General features: G+C 62.0%; 22 protein-coding genes. All 22 read right to left on the bottom strand.

Annotated features, from left to right (window positions below; genetic code table 11):
* Positions 1 to 21: 21 nt before the first annotated feature.
* Positions 22 to 822, bottom strand: a complete 801-nt coding sequence (locus IEX61_RS02765; RefSeq protein ID WP_188816719.1) for a basic amino acid ABC transporter substrate-binding protein — start codon at positions 820 to 822, stop codon at positions 22 to 24.
* A gap of 459 nt (positions 823 to 1281) precedes the next feature.
* Complete coding sequence (locus IEX61_RS02760; protein ID WP_054670997.1) at positions 1282 to 1938, bottom strand: amino acid ABC transporter permease; 657 nt, start codon at positions 1936 to 1938, stop codon at positions 1282 to 1284.
* 153 nt (positions 1939 to 2091) lie between these two features.
* Positions 2092 to 2898: a basic amino acid ABC transporter substrate-binding protein gene (locus IEX61_RS02755; RefSeq protein WP_054671001.1), complete on the bottom strand. Its 807-nt coding sequence runs from the start codon at positions 2896 to 2898 to the stop codon at positions 2092 to 2094.
* Positions 2899 to 3264: 366 nt separating this feature from the next.
* Positions 3265 to 3852: a hypothetical protein gene (locus tag IEX61_RS02750; RefSeq protein WP_054671003.1), complete on the bottom strand. Its 588-nt coding sequence runs from the start codon at positions 3850 to 3852 to the stop codon at positions 3265 to 3267.
* Between the two features lie 111 nt (positions 3853 to 3963).
* A complete protein-coding gene (locus IEX61_RS02745) occupies positions 3964 to 4398 on the bottom strand; it encodes a flagellar protein FliT (RefSeq protein WP_188816718.1) in 435 nt (144 codons plus the stop codon).
* Positions 4395 to 4796 carry a flagellar export chaperone FliS gene (gene fliS / locus IEX61_RS02740; protein ID WP_188816717.1) on the bottom strand — a complete coding sequence of 134 codons (402 nt, stop codon included), beginning with the start codon at positions 4794 to 4796 and terminating at the stop codon, positions 4395 to 4397. The genes IEX61_RS02745 and fliS overlap by 4 nt, the downstream gene beginning before the upstream one ends.
* Positions 4793 to 6322, bottom strand: coding sequence for a flagellar hook-associated protein 2 (locus IEX61_RS02735; RefSeq protein WP_054671707.1), 1530 nt, complete (start codon positions 6320 to 6322; stop codon positions 4793 to 4795). Before IEX61_RS02735 ends, fliS begins: the two co-directional genes overlap by 4 nt.
* An 18-nt stretch (positions 6323 to 6340) precedes the next feature.
* Complete coding sequence (locus IEX61_RS02730) at positions 6341 to 6715, bottom strand: flagellar protein FlaG (RefSeq protein ID WP_083463016.1); 375 nt, start codon at positions 6713 to 6715, stop codon at positions 6341 to 6343.
* Positions 6716 to 6856: 141 nt separating this feature from the next.
* The gene (locus tag IEX61_RS02725; protein WP_054671713.1) at positions 6857 to 8473 is read right to left on the bottom strand and encodes a flagellin N-terminal helical domain-containing protein; all 1617 of its coding nucleotides are present in this window, start codon (positions 8471 to 8473) and stop codon (positions 6857 to 6859) included.
* A 182-nt stretch (positions 8474 to 8655) separates the two neighbouring features.
* Positions 8656 to 8925: a carbon storage regulator CsrA gene (gene csrA / locus IEX61_RS02720; protein WP_054671716.1), complete on the bottom strand. Its 270-nt coding sequence runs from the start codon at positions 8923 to 8925 to the stop codon at positions 8656 to 8658.
* Complete coding sequence (gene fliW, locus IEX61_RS02715; RefSeq protein ID WP_054671719.1) at positions 8925 to 9380, bottom strand: flagellar assembly protein FliW; 456 nt, start codon at positions 9378 to 9380, stop codon at positions 8925 to 8927. The genes csrA and fliW overlap by 1 nt, the downstream gene beginning before the upstream one ends.
* Positions 9381 to 9448: 68 nt before the next feature.
* On the bottom strand, positions 9449 to 10024 hold the full coding sequence (locus tag IEX61_RS02710; protein WP_188816716.1) for a DUF6470 family protein: 576 nt from the start codon (positions 10022 to 10024) through the stop codon (positions 9449 to 9451).
* Between the two features lie 12 nt (positions 10025 to 10036).
* On the bottom strand, positions 10037 to 10933 hold the full coding sequence (gene flgL / locus IEX61_RS02705) for a flagellar hook-associated protein FlgL (protein ID WP_229725621.1): 897 nt from the start codon (positions 10931 to 10933) through the stop codon (positions 10037 to 10039).
* Positions 10934 to 10947: 14 nt separating this feature from the next.
* On the bottom strand, positions 10948 to 12495 hold the full coding sequence (gene flgK / locus IEX61_RS02700) for a flagellar hook-associated protein FlgK (protein WP_188816715.1): 1548 nt from the start codon (positions 12493 to 12495) through the stop codon (positions 10948 to 10950).
* Positions 12496 to 12546: 51 nt separating this feature from the next.
* Positions 12547 to 13041 (bottom strand): flagellar protein FlgN, encoded by a 495-nt coding sequence (locus IEX61_RS02695; RefSeq protein WP_188816714.1) that lies wholly within the window; start codon positions 13039 to 13041, stop codon positions 12547 to 12549.
* Positions 13042 to 13074: 33 nt separating this feature from the next.
* The gene (gene flgM, locus IEX61_RS02690) at positions 13075 to 13416 is read right to left on the bottom strand and encodes a flagellar biosynthesis anti-sigma factor FlgM (RefSeq protein WP_188816713.1); all 342 of its coding nucleotides are present in this window, start codon (positions 13414 to 13416) and stop codon (positions 13075 to 13077) included.
* A 172-nt stretch (positions 13417 to 13588) separates the two neighbouring features.
* Positions 13589 to 14014 carry a TIGR03826 family flagellar region protein gene (locus IEX61_RS02685; protein ID WP_188816712.1) on the bottom strand — a complete coding sequence of 142 codons (426 nt, stop codon included), beginning with the start codon at positions 14012 to 14014 and terminating at the stop codon, positions 13589 to 13591.
* A gap of 60 nt (positions 14015 to 14074) precedes the next feature.
* Positions 14075 to 14869: a ComF family protein gene (locus IEX61_RS02680; RefSeq protein ID WP_188816711.1), complete on the bottom strand. Its 795-nt coding sequence runs from the start codon at positions 14867 to 14869 to the stop codon at positions 14075 to 14077.
* An 89-nt stretch (positions 14870 to 14958) separates the two neighbouring features.
* Entirely contained in the window at positions 14959 to 15375 is a 417-nt protein-coding gene (locus IEX61_RS02675) for a protein-export chaperone SecB (protein ID WP_083463143.1), read from the bottom strand.
* A 15-nt stretch (positions 15376 to 15390) separates the two neighbouring features.
* Positions 15391 to 15648 (bottom strand): hypothetical protein, encoded by a 258-nt coding sequence (locus IEX61_RS02670; protein ID WP_157057916.1) that lies wholly within the window; start codon positions 15646 to 15648, stop codon positions 15391 to 15393.
* A complete protein-coding gene (locus IEX61_RS02665) occupies positions 15645 to 16199 on the bottom strand; it encodes a hypothetical protein (protein ID WP_157057915.1) in 555 nt (184 codons plus the stop codon). Before IEX61_RS02665 ends, IEX61_RS02670 begins: the two co-directional genes overlap by 4 nt.
* A 256-nt stretch (positions 16200 to 16455) precedes the next feature.
* The coding region (locus tag IEX61_RS02660) for a helicase-related protein (protein WP_268238375.1) at positions 16456 to 17543 on the bottom strand (1088 nt) is incomplete at its 5' end.

The raw sequence follows: 17543 nt of genomic DNA, 5'->3' as shown, positions 1-17543 counted from the left end.
GAACGGGGAAGGCCGACAACTTTATTTCTTTGTCCCGAAATACTTCTGGTAAATTTCGTCGTACTGGCCGTTCGCCTTGATCGCCTTCAGACCCTGGTTGATCTTGTCGAGCAGCTCCTTGTTCCCTTTCTTCACGGCAATGCCGTAGTGCTCTTTGGGGAACGACGGGTCGGAGACAACCTTGAATTTGGCGTTGGGGTTGCTTTGGATGTAGTGGAGCACCACCGCGTTGTCCGCCACCACGGCGTCCACTTCCCCGATGGCCAGCGCCTGCAGGGCGTGCGGCGTCGTATCGTAGCGCTTGATGTTCGGCGACGTCTTGCCGAGCAGCTTGCTGACGGCCACGTCGCCCGTCGTGCCGGTCTGCACCCCGACGCGGAGATTCTTCGCCTTCAGGTCCTCAAACTTGGTCACGTCGGCGTTCTCCGGAACGGCGATCAGCTGGGTGGCCTCAAAATACGGATCGGAAAAATCCATGGTCTTCTTCCGCTCGTCGGTGATCGTGATGGCCGAGATAAGGGCGTCGCGCTCGCCGTTCTGCAGGGTGATGAAAATGCCCTCCCACACCGTGTTGACAAACTGCACGTCAAAGCCGGCCGCCTTGGCGATCGCCTTCATGAGGTCGATGTCGAACCCGACAATGGTGTTGCTGGCGTCGATGTACTCAAAGGGCGCATAGGCGGCGTCGGTGCCGACGACGATCGTCTTCTTGCTGCCTCCCCCCGCCTGTCCCGCGTCGATCGCCTTCGTCCCGCAGCCGGCCGCCGTCACCACCAGCGCCGCCAGCGCGAAACCGGTTATCCACCTGCGCAGTGCGTTCATCTGGACCCTCCTCGTCCCGAAGGTGTTGTGGCACCCTTACACCCGTCTGCGCCTTGCGCCCTTTGCCGGCTTTCCAGCGAAAGGCCCGACGCAACGGCACATTACCACGTTAAATGGGAAAATGCCAAATTACGAATGATTATACGTGTTCGTGAATAAGAAATCAACGTCAATTTTCGACATCACCCACCCCGTTTCGACATCTTTCCCACCTTATCCCCACCGCTTTCCACATGGCCATTCTCCTTGCCGTCCGTTATGCACAGGTTTGTCCACATTGTCCACAACCCCGTTTTCCACAAGGTCCGCTCGCCCGCCGGTTGCGCCCTCCCTTCCTCCCGCGAGGCTGCTTGGTTTTGATGATTTCCTCTAATACGAGTATTCCATCAATTGAAGGCGCTTTCCTGCTTGGGATGCAAAAAACGCGGAGGGCCTTCCCCCGCGCGATCCCAAACAGCCTTATTGGTTCGAGTAGCGCGCCTCCAGCTTTGACACGAGCCGCGCCAGAAGCAGGGTGACCACCAAATAGAGCGCCGCCGCCGTCAGGTACGGCTCCCACGCCCGCGACGTGGCCCCCATCACCGTTTTGGACGCGTACATCAGCTCCGGGAAGGAGATGACCATGAGCAGCGAGGAATCCTTGAGCAGCATGATGGCCTCGTTGCCAAGGGGCGGCAGCATGCGCTTGAAGGCCTGCGGCAGGATGACGTAGCGCATCGCCTGGCTGTAGCGCATGCCGAGCGACCGCGCCGCCTCCATCTGCCCGCGGTCGATGGACTGGATGCCGGCGCGGAAGATCTCGGCGATGTACGCGGCGCTGTTCAGGCTCAGGGCGGTGATGCCGGACACCCACACACCGAGGGACTGGCCAAACAGCGTGGGGATGAGAGCGAAGTGGATGATGAAGATCTGCACCAGGAGCGGCGTGCCACGCATGAAGTTGACGTAGGTGACAATGGGCGCGCGCAGCCACTTGCGCTTCGACAGGCGCCCCATGCCGAGAAACATGCCGAGCACGGTGCCGATCAGGATCGACACCGCGGTGATGGAGACGGCGCGAAAAAAGCCCTCCGCATACAGCGGCGCGTAGGCGACGATGATGCTCCAATCAAACATCTCCCATCCTCCTCGGGGCAACGTCCCGAAACGCGTCGTGATGGACGGGCGAGCGACATCGGAACCGTGCACGCGCCCGCCTTGGAAAACGGAAAGAACGACGGCACCGCCATGGACGCGCGGGCCGTCGGCGTTTGCGTGCGTCAAGTCGCTTCAGTTGGCTTTCCCGAAATACTTTTCGTACAACCGGTCGTACGTGCCGTTTTCCTTGAGCGTTTTCAGGGCCTTGTTGATCTTGTCGAGCAGCTCCTTGTTCCCCTTCTTCACGGCAATGCCGTAGTACTCCTTCGGGAACGCCTCGTCTTCCACCGTTTTCAGCTTGGCATCGGGATTGTTCTTCAGGTAGTTCTGCACCACGGCGTTGTCGGCCACCACCACGTCGACATCGCCGATCTGCAGCGCCTGCATCGCGTTGGGCACCGTCTCGTACCGCTTGATGTTCGGCGAGGTTTTGCCCAGCAGCTCGCTCACGATGGTATCCGCCGTCGAGCCGGTTTGCACACCCACGGTCAGGTTTTTGTCCTTGAGGTCGGCGAACTGGGTCACGTTCGCGTCTTCCCGCACGGCAATGAGCTGGGCCGCTTCAAAGTACGGCTCGGAGAAGTCCATCGTTTTCTTGCGCTCGTCGGTGATCGTGATTCCCGAAATGAGCACGTCCGTCTCCCCGTTTTGGAGCGTGAGGAACAGCACTTCCCACGAGGTGTTCTTGAATTGCACCGCAAAGCCCGCTTCCTTGGCGATGGCCTTCATCAGGTCGACATCGAAGCCGGTCAGCTGATTGTTCGCGTCAACGTACTCAAAGGGCGCAAACGACGCGTCCATGCCGACGACGAGGGTCTTTTTCCCGTCGGCCGCCTCCCCGCCCGATCCCGTTTGCGCCGTTTGCTGCGTTCCACAACCGACCGCGACGAGGGCAAGGGCCAAGAGCCAGACGATCAGCGTTCCGTAACGAAGGCGCATGCTTCCTCTCCTCCTTCGGCTTCAGCAAGATCAATCAGCATGATTATACGAAGAGATGCATAGAAACGCAACGGAAATCTGTGCAACACCGCTTATCCCCAAGGCGTCCCCACCGCTTTCCACAGGCGCAACCCGCACCCCGACAGTTATGCACAAGCTTGTCCACATTGTCCACAGCTCGGTTGTCCACGTTGTCCACAACCCTTCGCGGGATTCACGGGGACGGTTCCTTTGTCAAGGAGCCGGTCTGTTTTTAAAATATGACGGATTGTTGGCACTATTCGAGAATTGAAAGCGATTTTCCTTCTGGAAAAGTGCAAAAAAACATCCCCCAGCTCCATCCGGGGGCTTCGCTGCACGAGCGGCTCATTTTTGCAACAAGCGTTGTTTGATCCGATCGATCTCAAACTCCGCTTGCACCAACCGCTTCACAAAGAAATCCTGCTTTTGCTCCACCCGCTCGAGCTGTTCTTTCAGCGAATCGTCGCCCTCGTAGATGGCCTGTTGCAGCGCGCGGCAAATGCCGAGGGTTTCGGAAAACTTTTCGCGCATCTCCTGTCGCAGGCCTTCAACCTTGCCGTCGAGGTGAGCGATGCTCTCCTGCATCTCTTGACGCAGGTCTTCGAGCTTGCCGTTAAGGTTGGCCACCTGCTTGTGCATTTCTTGCCACAAGCCAGCTACCTGCTCGTGCATCTCCTGCCGCAAGCCAGCTACCTGTTCATGCATTTCTTGGCGCAAGCCGGCCACCTGGTCATGCATTTCCTGGCGCAGGCCTTCAATCTTGCCGTTGAGACCGGCGACCTGCTCGTGCATTTCCTGGCGCAAGCCCTCAATCTTGCCGTCGAGACCCGCAACTTGCTCGTGCAGCTCCTGACGCAAGCCCTCAATCTTGCCGTTGAGGCCCGTTACCTCTTGCCGCAAAGCCTTCAGCTCGTCCAACACCAGGTGGAACATCGCCTCATTCAACGCGCTCCCCGCCCTTCGCCCGTTTTGGTTCCATCTTAGCACAGCACGAGGGTGGATGGATACGGCTCTTCTTCGGCTGCTGCCCGGGGATCGGCTGCGCTACAACGTCCGGTCCACAAACACCGCCTCGACCACCGCACCCTGGTACGCCGCCTGCTGGCGCTTGGCCGCGCGGAGCTGGCCAATCCGTGCGCCCAGCCGCTCGTGGAGGTCGCGCATGGCCGCGCGCACCGCCTCGTCGTGGGCCAGGATGGCCCGCACGGCCCGCCGGACGTCGGGGTCGCCTTCCAGGTGCGGGTGGGCCTTCAGGATCGAAACCAGCGCCTCCCGCGCGGCGACGAGGGCCTCGGCCCGGGCCACCGCGTCGTCGACGCCGATCGCCGGGCCGGGTTGCCCGGCCGCCTGGTTACCGGAGGCAAGCGGGTCCTGCGGCTGCACCATGCTCCCTCTGCCCGCGGCGTTGAGAAAGGTCCGCGTCTGCACCAGCACCGCCTCGCAGTGGCGCAGGGCGGCGGCGCGAACGTCTCCGCTCATCGCTTCGCGCCGCCCTCGGCCAGGGCCATCTGCCCCGCCACCTGCTTGGCCGCTTGGGCCCAGGCGTCGCGCAGCTCCTCGAGGTAGCCCAGGAGCTCCTCCAGCGGCGCGGCGTCCTTCTTCACGTTGGCTTGGATGAGCAGGTGCAGGAAATAGTCGTAGAGGGCCATGAGGTTTTGGGCGATCGGATACGAGGGGTCGAGGGTGACCATCCACTCGCGCACGATGTCCTGCACCCGCAGGTTGGCTTCGTGGGCCTCCTGGATGCGCTTTTCCTTGGTGGCGACAATCGCCTGCTTGGTGAAGCGGATGGCCCCGTCATACAGCATGAGCAGGAGCTGCGCCGGCGTCGCCGTCTGCACCACCTGTTGGCGATACTGCTGCATGGTCGGGTTCATCCTTGCGCACCTCCGCCGAACCGCTGAGCCAGGAACATTGCCTGCATGTTGTAGCGGCTAATGGCCTGCTCCATGGCCGTAAACTGCCGGTAGTACTTGTTCTCGATGTCGATGAGCTTCTGCTCCCACGCCGAGATGCGCGCATTGAGGTCGCGCAGCTGCCAGCCGAGCACGCTGCTGTCGAGCACGTTCGGGTCGCTGCCGGCCTTGCGCGTCACCTCTTTCATCGCCTGGGCCACGCGGTCGTACAGGCGGACGGCAATGCCCTTTTCCGCTTCCGTCGCGCCGTTTTGCTGAAAGAGCTTCTTCACCGCCTCGATATCCGTTTCGATGGCCTGCCGCAGCTTCGCCTCGTCCACGTACAGTTTCCCGTTGTCCTGGTAGCTGAGGGAGCGGATGCCGATCGACGCCAGGGAGTTCACCGCGCTGCTCCCCGTGTTGTACACGGCGGTGGCGATGGACCGCAGGCTCTGCTCCAGCGCCTGCAGCACGCTGTCACCGCGCAGAAGGCCGCTCCTGGCCTTCTCCTCCCACAGCTTGATTTGCTCCTCGGTCATCTCCTTCTTCTGTTCCTCGGTGAGCGGGAGGTAGTCGCGGTAGCGCTTCTCGGTGAGCTTGGTCTGGAACAGCGACAGCGTTTCGTTGTACGTGTCGACAAAGGCCTTGATCTTCGCCACCACGGCGTCGACGTCGGTGCGGACGGTGAGGGTGGCCGTGCCCACCGCTTTCAGAGTGATCGTGATGCCGTTCACGGTGAGGGTATTCGTATTCTGCTCTGACTCAAGGCCGTTGATCGTGACGACCGCCTTCTGGGCGGCGGTCACGGCGTCGTTTTTCAGGTTTTCGTTTATCCGATCCACGCCGAGCACCGTCCCCAGAAAGCCGCTGCCGCCGTCGTCAAAGGTGATCGTCGCCCCGTCGCGGTTCGGGCCGTTGACCCACCCCGCCTCTTTCGCGGTAAAGGAAATCTTTTTGTTGGCCGCGTCGTAGTAGGCCGTCACGCCGGCGCTGCTCGTGTTGATCTTGTGGAGCAGCGTGTTGAGTGAATCGGTGCCGGCGTCGCCGGTGATCGTCACGCCGTTGATGGTGATCGAATAGGTTCCCGTCCACAAAGCGTTATTATTGCTATCTTTGAGTTCGGCCAGCGGCTTGTTCGGGTCATTCACCGGATCGGTTATCCAGCTCAGGGTGTCACTGATTGTCCGCGCCGCCGTGGCCACCTGTTTCACCTCGACGGTGATCACCCCGTCTATAGCCCCGCCCGTGGCCTTGGCGCTGACAGCGCCGGCATTGCCCGTGATATCGATCTGCTTGAGGTTGAGCGCGCTGGAGAGCTTCAGGTCGAAGGCCGCGTTGCGCAGCTTGAGGAGCTGGCTGTTGACGGCCAGGTACGCCTCGCGCTGCCACTGCACGAGCTGCCGCTGCTGCTCCAGGCGCGTAAGGGGAATGCGCTCGGCCTTCATGAGGTCAGAGACGATCTGGTCGATGTCGAGGCCAGAGGCAAAACCGGAAATGCGCATCACCATGCGGGATCACCTCCTCGGTTAACGTCTTTCGTCGATCAGCAGCCCCGCCATCTCCCACAGCTTGGCCACCAGGTCGAGCAGTTTTTCCGGCGGGATCTCCTTGAGCACTTCCTGCGTCTCGCTGTTGATGATGCGGACGATGATGGCCTTCGTTTCTTTATGGATGGAAAACTCCAAGTGGGTGTGGTGGTTGAGGAAGAAGCGGTTGGCCTTTTCCACCTGTTCGACCAGCTGTTCGAAAGCCGTTTCACGGGATTTTTCAGGCTGAAAACGGGACGTCCGGTCGGACGCGGGTGGCGAATCCCGCAACACGCGTGCCCCTTGTTCCGAAGGGGGAAGGGGGAGAAGTTTGGCCCTGTCTTGCTTCGCGCCGATTCCCTGTACTCCCGACATGGGCAGTACCTCCCGGAAAGAAACGGTGGCTTTACTGTTTCTATCGGCAGAACGCTGGCACGTTTTAAGGCGTTTTGAACAAACCGAAACCCAAATAAACAGGGGGCCGGAAAAACCGACCCCCAATAAAGCTTACCTGGATTACCGCAGCAGCTGCAACACGCCCTGCGGCGTCTGGTTGGCCTGGGCCAGCATGGCCGTAGCCGCCTGGGCGAGGATGTTCATCTTCGTGAACTCCATCATTTCCTTGGCCATATCGACGTCGCGGATACGGGACTCCGCCGCCGTCAGGTTCTCGGCCGCCGTGCCCAGGTTGTTGATAGTGTGCTCGAGGCGGTTTTGGATCGCACCCAGTTTAGCGCGCTCTTCCGACACCTTCTTCAGCGCGCTATCCAACTTGGCAATGGCGTTCTGAGCACCATCAGCCGTGGAAATGTCAACGTCCGCCACGTTCAACGCTGCTGCACGCATATCATTCAATTGGAGATTGAGAGTTTGCCCCTTATTCGCGCCAATATGGAAGTTCAAGCCACCCGTCACGGCCGTACCCGTACCCGCAAGACCCAAGGCATTGGAAACGTCATAGACACCAAACTGGATTGTCACCGTATCCGGGTTGCTGGATTCGACCACAAGCGCACCGTCTTTAACGGAAACTGTAACCGTTCCGAAATCGACACCGGTGAGGTCTTTGTAGTTAGCTAGCGCAGCATTAATGTCCGTTTCCAGGTCAGATGCCAACTGCGTCATATCATCTCCTGCATTATAAGTACCCTCACCCACCGTGTTCAGCATTACTTCAATGGTATAACCGTTTACCACCATCTTCAGCTTGTCGGTGTCATTAAGTTTCGTTACAGCATCAGCAGCAGTAGCACTCAGCTGACCGTCAGACCCTGCAGTCCAGTTGTTATTATTGATCAACTCCGCAACGAGGTCGGTAGCAGCAGGAGCGCTGGTATTGGACGGATCATCCAGCAGGCGGATTTCAATCTGGAACTTGCTTCCCTTCGTCCCGCTGGTGATCACAAAGTCCATACTCGTTTGGGACTGAACATCTTTAATTTCAAACGTCGGTTTGACTACTGGAGCATTGGGATTGGCAGCATTATAAGCATCAATGGCTGCATACAATTTCGTTTGTAGGGACTGGAACCATTGGAACTGATCTTCGCCAGTTACACCCGTCAGATTGAACGTCACACCATCAACAATCACCTGTACATTTTGAGAAATACCACTGGTCACTGAAGAGCCGGGATTAAAGTCATCTACGAGAATATAAGCGGCGGTTGCATCCCCCAGTTTGCTGCCCACACCGCCAACTTGATTCCCCGACAACGTACCATTCAACAATTTCATCGTGTTGAATTCGGTCGTTTCCCCAATGCGATCGATTTCGCTAATCAGCTGCTTAATTTCATCCTGCAATGCTTTGCGGTCATCATCAGTGTTGGTGGCGTTGGCGGATTGGATAGCCAGTTCACGCATCCGCTGCAAAATCGAGTGGGTCTCGTTCAAGGCCCCTTCCGCTGTTTGGATCAGCGAGATGGCGTCCTGGGCGTTGCGCTGCGCTTGTTCCAAACCGCGGATCTGAGCGCGCATTTTTTCGGAAATGGCCAGGCCCGCTGCATCATCCGCTGCGCGATTAATGCGCAGACCCGAGGAGAGCTTCTCCAACGACTTGGCCACTGCCGTGTTGTTCAACGTCAGCATGCGATAGGTGTTCAACGCACTTATGTTGTGGTTGATGCGCATGACTCCTTCCTCCTCCGTGAAGAGTAGTCTCGCCACGTCCCTGTGGCGGGGAAAGCGCGCGCCGCGTCGGCCGCCCGCGGCACCGCTATCTACTTGTGTCATCGACCAAACCCGACACACTGTTTGGGATTCCGGAAGGCCAAAAACGGCGAAGAACCGCAGCAGCGGCGCGAGTTTGGCCTTTATTCACCTTCTTGTCCCTTGTTTTCTCCCTCATTCTCCCTTTTTCGACTCTCCCACCACGCCGCCAGCGCATCAAGCCCCGCAACCGACCGCGCCGCCTCACGGTTTTCGGCCTGAATCGCCAGGTAGACCTCCGTGCGGTGCACGGCCACATGGCGTGGGGCGCGGATGCCCAGCCTCACCTGCTCGCCCCGCACCTCGAGAACGGTCACCTCGATGTCGTGCCCGATGACGATCGACTCGCCCGCTTTCCGCGTTAGGACCAGCATCAGCAGCCGCTCCCTTCCGCCGGCTCGCCCCACGTCATCTGCCGGTTCCCCGAAACCGAAAGCGGTGCCGTGAGCGGATGGCGCAGGGAATAGGGGCTGTCGTGGAGCACCACCTGCCGGCCTACGCGCGTGCGCCCGTTGATGACGATCGGCGCCATCAGGTTGACCGTCGAGTGCTCGAGGGGCTCCCGCACCACCACGACCGCCCGCACCACGGCCTCCTCCGGCGCACGCAGGTCGAGGGCTTCCGCCTCGGCATCGGACAGGTCAACGGCATACCCCGGGTACCACCGGAACGGATCGAGTGTAACGAGACGGATGGCGGGGTTGTCGACGGCCTGCAGCACGTCAAAGGGCGCATCCTCACCGAGGGAAACCAGACAAAAACGCCGGAGACCTTCCAGGCCCGGCAGTCCTTCGGGAAAGGTGATAATCTTGTCCGCAGGCAGCGTCATTCACACAACCTCCACTCTTCTGCAAGAATCCAACAGCAGGAAAGCCTTAAGGGGGATTTCACAGCGGCTCAGGCCCGGCGGTCCACCTGCGGCATCACCACCGCGATCTCCAACTGCTGTTTTTGCAGCAAATAGGGATTCACCTTGCCCGGGATGTACCGGTGCACGGGCCGATGCGTCTTGGGATCAAAAAACGCGCCGCCGAGCTCCCAGTGCAGCAGAAGCCGCGTCGGCTCGTAGCGCATCTTCACGCTAAAGGGTGAGGGCATGAGCGCAATGGTGAAATCGGCCGGCGGCGGCAGGGCCTTTTCGGCTGCGATGGCCGCAATGGCGTTCTCGCCCGTTTCGATAGCCCGCAGGCGGTCGCCTTCTTCGGCGATGCGGGCGATGCCGTCCAGCGCCGCCTCGCGTCCCTCGGCGGCGCAGTCGCGCGCCAGCGTGAGGGGATCTTTCAGGCCCGATGCGGCCCACGCCTCCGACTGGTCGATGACGAGACGGCCCGGCACGCGCTCGATGGTGAGGCGCGCCGGGCGCTGCGTGAGGCCGAGGTCGGGCTTCGGCTGCTCGATTTCCTGCACCGGGCGGGTGATCTCCAGGCCCAGGCGGGCGAAGGTTTGGCGGATTTCCAGGCGCGGCAGCTGCACGGCGGCCCCTCCTCACCGCAGGAAGTCCACGAGGGAGGGCTGAATGATCCGCGCCCCGGCGGCCAGGGCGGCGCGGTAGACGTTCTCCGCCGTCTTCAGGTTGGTGATCACCTCAGCCATGTCGGCGTCTTCCTCCTTCGACAGGAGGCGCGTCACGTTCACCTCGTCGGCCTCGAGGCGCGACTGGATCAGTTCGAAGCGGTTCATCCGCGCCCCCACGGTGGCCCGCACGGCGAGGAGGTTGTCTAGCTGGTCATCCAGCTTGCCGAGCTGCACGTTGAGGTCCACTGTCGCGTCGCCGCCCAGGCCGCGGGCGATGGCGTCAAGGACGCCGAAGATGCCGTTTGCCGCGTCGGGCACGGCAAATACGTCCTTCCCCAGCACGTTGATCGGCAGATAGATGCCCTTGCCGATCTCCACGAGAATGTCCTGGCCGTTCTGGTTGACCCACGTCCCCGTCTGCGCGTCGTAGGGCGGATTCTTCGTGTCCGTGCCGGCGAAGATGTACCGCCCGGCCACGGCGGTGTTGGCCACGTTGCCGAGCTGCTCCTTGATCTGGGCGATCTCCTTGGCCATGGCCGCCCTGTCTTCGGTGGTCATCGCCCCGTTGAGGCCGTGCACGAGGAGCTCCCGCGCCCGCTGCAAGAGGTTGGTCGCCTCGTCGAGGGCCTTGTCCGTCGTCTCCAGCCACGTCAGCCCCTCGTCGACGTTGCGCTTGAACTGCTCGATCTCCACCAGCGCCGAACGGTAGGTCATGCCGCGAACGGCGACGACGGGGTCGTCGGAGGGTTTGGCGATCTTGCGGCCGGAGGACAGCTGGTTCTGCAGCTTGTCCAGCGATGCGAGGTTGCGGGAGAGGTTCTGCAAGAACGTGCGGTTCAGCATCGACTGGGTGACGCGCACGGTCATGGCTTCCTACCCCCTTACAGGCCGACGCGGCCCATGCCGTTGATGACGCGGTTGAGCATCTCGTCGATGGTCGTGATCAGGCGCGCCGCGGCGTTGTAGGCGTGCTGGAACTTCACCAGGTTGGCCATCTCCTCGTCGAGGGAGACGCCGGAGACGGACTCGCGGCGGCTCGCGATCTCCCCGGCGAGGAGCTCGCTGTTGGCCTTCATGCGCTGGGCTTCCTGGGAGTCGACGCCCAGCTGGGCGATGGTGTAGCGGTAAAAGTCGTCGAGCGTCGACGTCTCGGGCAGGCCCTGGGTGATCGTCTTGAACTTGATCGCCGCAATGGTGCGGGCATTGGATCCGTCCCCCTCGGAGGAGGTGCCCGTGTTCGGGTCCGGCGTGGCGGCGGCGATCTTGTTCAGCGACGCCAGGATGAGCGGGTTGACCATCACGTTGGCGGCGTCGCTTGGGTCGGGAATGGTGGTTGGATCGAGGTTCGGGTCGTTCAGGGCGTTCGGGTTGGCCTCGTACCACGCGCGGTCGATGAAGAAGGGCAGCTGGTCGAGGGCGGCATTGGGGTTCGTCCGCCGGTTCTGGATGTCGTCGAGGTTCATCCCCGCGCGGTGCAGGTCGTTGATCTCCTTGGCCAACGCGACAGCGAGGTCGTTCAGCCGCTTGAGGAACGACGGGATGATGCCCACCACCTCGCCGTTCACCACGTGGCCGCGCGCTTCGAGGTGGCCGAGGAGCTCGCCCGAGGTGAGGGCCAGGTCGCTGCCGTTCAGGCGCACCGCGTAAAGGCCCTGGGCATCCGGCTCGGCCGTCACCGTGTTGGCGGTGGTGCCCTCGACGAGCAGCTGGCCGCCGATGTAGACGTTGATCATCCCGTTCGCCGCCGGCTCGGTGCGCACGTCCACCAGCCGGGCCAGGCGGTCGAGAAGCACGTCGCGCTGGTCGTAGAGGTCGTTGGGCTGGTAGCCGTGGGGCACCACCCGGGCGATCTGCAGGTTCAGGTCGCGGATCTGCGCGGCGATGGCGTTGATCTCGTCCACCTTGACGCGCACCACGTCGTTCAGGTCGCGCTGATGCTCCATCAGCCCGCGGTGCAGCGCGGCCAGCGTCTCGGCCACGGCCACGCCGCGCTGGCGCACCACGGCGCGGGCGGCCAGGCTTTCCGGCTCCTTGGCCAGGTCCTGCCACGCCTGCCAGAAGCGGTCGAGGACCACCTGCAGCCCGCTGTCGGACGGCTCGTTGAACAGCACCTCCAGCTTCGACAGGGCGTCGGCCTTCGCCGTCCAGTAGCCGGCGTGCTTGGCCTGCCCGCGGTACTGCACGTCGAGAAAGTCGACGCGCATCCGCTCCAGGGCCGCCACCGTCACCCCCGTGCCGATTTGCCCCGGGGCGCGGTCGATCTGCCACCCGGGGTGGGGGATGGGCGGCGCCGCCTGCAGGTGCGCCCGCTGGCGGGTGTAGCCTTCCGTGTTCGCGTTGGCGATGTTGTGCCCCGTCGTGTGCATGGCCGCCTGCTGGGCAAAGAGGGCACGCTTGCCCACTTCCAAGCCGTGAAAGGCGGATCGCATCGCCGTCTCGCTCCCTTTCCGGTCACACCGTCTCGTTCAGCCTTCATCGCCTTACACTTTCTGGTCAAACACCGAGGAAACCGGCGTCGCACCCGAACGTCCCGCCGGCGCATACGTCACGTCGCCGCCGCGCCGCGCGTCGGCGAGCAGCGCCAAGGAGGCCTCCACATGCGCCAGCGCGTCGGCCAAAAGCTCCTGGTTGTGGCCGTTTTCCCGCTTGAGGCGGGAAAGGAGCGCGCCCAGCTCCCGGCCGAGGGCCTCGGCTTCGGCGCGCGCTTCCGGTTTGGGGATGTGCCGCACCAGCTCCGAAAGCGTAACCGATTCCGCTGCCAGCCCCCAGCGCCGGCACGCCTTGGCGACCAGCGCCGCGCGCTCCGCCTCCAGTTCGGCGAGGCGCTGCACGCACGCACGCTCGCGCTGCACCACGTCCTGCAGGCGCGCCAGGTCGCCGCGCAGAAGCGCCGCGCGCTTTTCCTCCGCGCACCGCAAGAGGTCCCGGTGCACGTCGAGATAGCGCCGCAACAGGTCGATGAGTTGGCTCTCCATGTTGCTCTCTCCCCGCGCCGGCATTCTTCCGGTTTACGCCTGCTCGTCAAACAGCCGTTGGAGGAGCCGCTCGGCCACCGCCTCCGCCGGCACGCGGTACGTTCCGCTGGCAATGGCCGCCTTCAGCTGGGCCAGGCGCGCCGCGCGGGCGTCGTCCCCCACCGCGCGGGATGCCGCCGGGGCGGTCACATCCTTCGCGCCGGCCGCCCCCTTCTTTTCATCAGCGGCTGGCGTTTGGGCCAGCAGCGCCTTAGCTTCCGGCGAGATTTCCACGGTGTCCCGGTCGGCATGCCGCTTGTCGACGCGTGCGCCACCCGGGCGGAGCGACGCATACGCCGACGGGCCATACGGTGAATGCGGGCCGTTGACCTTCACAGCGATCCCCCCGTTCCACGCTCCTTACTTACGGGTTTCGGAAGCCTCCTCGTTTCCTTTTGTCGTCCTCAGGCGGGCCCGCGCGCCCGTTCCCTCGCCCATGCTCCTTCGCAGGCGCGTTTTTGCCTCGTCCCCCTTGCGCGAAGAAAAAGAAAAAGCCGGTCGTGCCGGCTCACTCGCGGGCAAACCAATCGCCGCGGTACCCCACGCTTGAACGGGAAAGCTCGCCGTCGCCTGTTCGCTTGGTTTCCTGCTCCAGCTCCCGCCGCAGGTTGGCCAGGCTGGACAGGCAGTCCGGACACAGGCGCCCTTCGCGGATGAGGGCCCCGCAGCGGTCGCACGGGTAGCCCAGGTTGGGATGCTCGGCCAGCGACAGGCGCCCCTCGCGAATGAACTGGGTGATGCGCTTCACCGACACGCCCGTACCCGCGGAAAGCTGCGCCAACGTGGCCATGCGGTTCTGCCGCTGGCGCAAAAAGTCGACGCAGCGTTGGTACTCCTCGTCGATCTTCTTCTGGCAATCGGGACAAACGGTGGCCACGTAGGCCACGAACACCCGACCGCATTCCGGACAGTTCTTGAGCTTGTTCCAGCTCACGTACCGTCCCCTCCCCGTTCCCTGTCCGTCGTCAACCCCTCCGAGCACAGCGGAACACCCTCATCGCGCGGTGGGCATGTCCCCTGGCGTCGGTCTGAGCGTGCGCGCCACGGTGGCCACGTACACCTCGGCCCCGGCGTCGCGGAGCACCGCCGCGCAGCGCACCGCCGTCGCCCCCGTGGTGTAGACGTCGTCCACGAGCAGCACACGCCGACCGGCCAGATCCGCCGCGGGATCGGCCAGGGCAAACGCGTCCCCCACCGCCTGCATGCGCGCGCGGCGGACCTGTCGGCTTTGCGGGGGAGTCGCGGTCACTCGCACCAAGAGCTCCCGTACCGGCACCCCGGCGTGCGCCGCCCAGCGGCGGGCCAGCCGCTCCGCCTGGTTGAACCCGCGCCCGCGCGCCCGATCGGGATGGAGCGGGACATAGGCGACGCAGTCCGGCCGCCGCCCCGGAGGCGGGAGGGCGGTCACGGCCGCGGCGAGCAGCGCCGCCAGCGGTTCTTCGAGGGCTTCGTCACCGCGAAACTTGTAGCGCGCCAGCACGTCGCGCACAAAAGTGTTGTAGGCCACGGCACTGCGCGCCGCGCAAAACGGCGCCTCCAGCTCGCCCGCGCATACGGCACAACGGGACGTGGGCGGACAGCCGCAGCGGGCATCCAGCGGCTCGCCCAGCAGCCACATCAGGGCTTCCACGCAGCGGCGGCACCACGCGCGGCGCAGGGCCTCGCGCGCCGGCGCCGGAACGCGATGCGAAAAGGCATGGACCGGCGGAGGAGCGGCGGGCCGGCCACACCCTCGGCATGCGCCGGGCGAAGGGGCGATCCAGTCAAGCAGGCGGGAAAAGAATCTCACGGAAGTTCCACCAAAAAGATAAAAGTTGAATAAATGTTGATGTTTTCACCATGAACAATTTGACAAAGAAAACCTTAGCATCAGCTAGGCTATGATTCACGCTCGAGAAACTTATAAACGTTGATGGGTGGCAAAATGAGAGGCGGAAACCCCGCTTGTGCTGTAAAGTTGGTAACGAACGCACGCAAGTAGGGAAACAATATCGCTGTTCCATTGAGCTCAAAAAAATCTTTCGAATTGGGCACCGTACAGCGAAAATCACCTGCTATTGCGACTTTAAGATAAAAAGGAAAATCGTCATTGGAAAAGTCATCGTCAAAGATTTCACAAACCATCGCAACCGTTGCATCGGATTCGTCTTGCGTCACACGAACAGCCAACTTAATTTTAACATCAATATTTTCCTTTTCTTTAAAATTTTTATTTCTCTTAAACAAAAATTCATCTATATGGTATCCTTTAAACTCCAATACGGAACGAATATCATGCTGACTGTTTTTCTCCATGCATATCACCCTAGATTAACAAGCTAAGGGATATGATTCAACGGGTCGAACAACTTCAAAGCGGTACGTAAAATCTTGCTTCACCCTTATTTCAGCGTGAATCAGATATGTCGGTTCTGAAATCGGTGGGAGATCCTCTTCCGTTACCACAACACCGCCAATCCGGACTTTCCCTGTCCCATCACGGAGCGGGAATCCCACTTGTTCCAAAAGAGAATAAAATTCTTCCTCCGACAAGCTGTCAAACCATTCATCAACCCAGTGTCGTTTCATCGTTCAACCACCTTCTCCATCAATGACTTCGACACGATGCAGCTCAAGTCCTTCACACATAATTCTATGCCATTGGGAACTCGTGAGTACGTAAGAGATGCACGATCCAACAACGTAGGCGTAAATGTATAATGGCGAACCAATGAAAAATTTCTTTTTGTACGCAGCAAATCAATGGCCATTCCGTCAAAACAAGCCCAACTTGTTTCCTCAATATCAATGTCTTTTTTCCCGAATTTCCTAAGATGAATAATAATGTTTTGACGAACTCGGTGAAAATCGGAAACGTCCTCACTTTGAGGGTTTGTTAAATCAAGGATCTTCTCCTTATGGCAACGGATTTCACTTTGAATTACGGTAACAGCACTTAACGCATTCTCATCATTGCGGTATTTGTAGCGCGCCCATTCCACAGCTAGTTTCGGATTATCCTCAAAAAAATATACTCCTTCTCCAAGCCATCCACTTTTGCTTTTTTTAAAATTCCTTCGCATGATTGCTTCCGCACGGTCCCGCGATGTTGCATGATAGCCCGTAAACACGAATTCCATTGGGCAATCACCGCATTCTCTTAATATTCCTTTTGGAATGAAGCCGTTCCTAGGCCCTATTCGTTGCGAAGAGCTTACCCTTACCCTTCGCGGCCCTGGATTTGCGCATGTTCCCCATCGCACAGCCCGAACGGTTTCCATCCCCGTCCGTCAAACCTTCCAACCCTTACCCTCACCGCCATTCTATCGCAATGGAGCCGGCTTGGCCATCACATGGACAACCGGAAAACCGCGCCAACAAAAGCGCGCCGCCGATTTACGTCTTCGTCCGATACCGCCGTCCCAAGCGGTTCATCTCGCGGATGTGGGCGCGCGCCTGGCGCTGGGCCGCCGTGGGCCGCTCGGCCACAAACCACACCCGCCCCGTCGGATCGTCGGCGGCGCGGCCCACCCGTCCGGCGATCTGCACCAGGGCCGCCTCGTCAAAGACGGCGTGGTCCGCCCCCAGCACGAGGCAATCGGCGTGCGGCACGGTGACGCCCCGCTCGAGAATCGTCGTCGTCACCACGACGCGCACCGTCCCCTCGCGAAAGGCGCGCACCACCGCCTCCCGCCGCGGATCGGTGGCGTGGGTGCCGTCAATCCCGTGGGGCAGGGCGACGGGCCAGTTGCGTTCGGCGGCGAAGCGGCGCAGATACGCGACCACGCCGGGGACGTCCTCCACGCGCGGCACGAAGCAGAAGAGGCGCCGGCCGGCGGCCAGCGTCGCGCCCACGCGGACGAGCACCTCGGGAACGGGGCGCCCGGCGTGCACCCGCGGCAAAAGCCGGGATGCGCGCACGAGCTGGGGCTCGGGCAGGGGATGCCCGTGATGGCGCACGGGCACGCGCACCACGGCCACCTCTCCGCGCCGCACGCGGAAAAGCAGGTCGCGCGGCGGCGTCGCGCTCAGGTACAGGACGCAGCCGCCCGGGGCGAGGGCCTGGGCCACGGCCCGCGGCAGCATGGGATCGCGGTGAAACGGGAAGGCGTCCACCTCGTCGACAATCACCAGGGCAAAGGCGCCTCGCCAGCGCAGGCACTGGTGCGTCGTGGCCACCACGATGTCGCCGCTCGCCCACGTCTCGGGGCTTCCCCCGTACTGGCCGACCACCCGCACGCCGGCAAAGTCGCGCGCCAGGCGGGGAACGAGCTCCTGGACGACATCCCGTCGCGGCGTGGCCACCAGCACGCGCCCGCCGCCGCGCAGCACCTCGGCCATCGCCGGGTAGACCATCTCCGTCTTGCCCGCGCCACACACGGCCCACAGGAGGAGTTCGCGCGAGGCAAGCGGCCGATCCGAGCCCTGCACGCGCGCCCGCAGCGCCGCAAGCGCCGCATCCGCGGCCGCGCGGGCGGCCCGTG

It is taken from the genome of Calditerricola satsumensis, assembly GCF_014646935.1.
Taxonomy (GTDB): domain Bacteria; phylum Bacillota; class Bacilli; order Calditerricolales; family Calditerricolaceae; genus Calditerricola; species Calditerricola satsumensis.
This window is presented reverse-complemented; position numbering and strand designations above follow the sequence as displayed.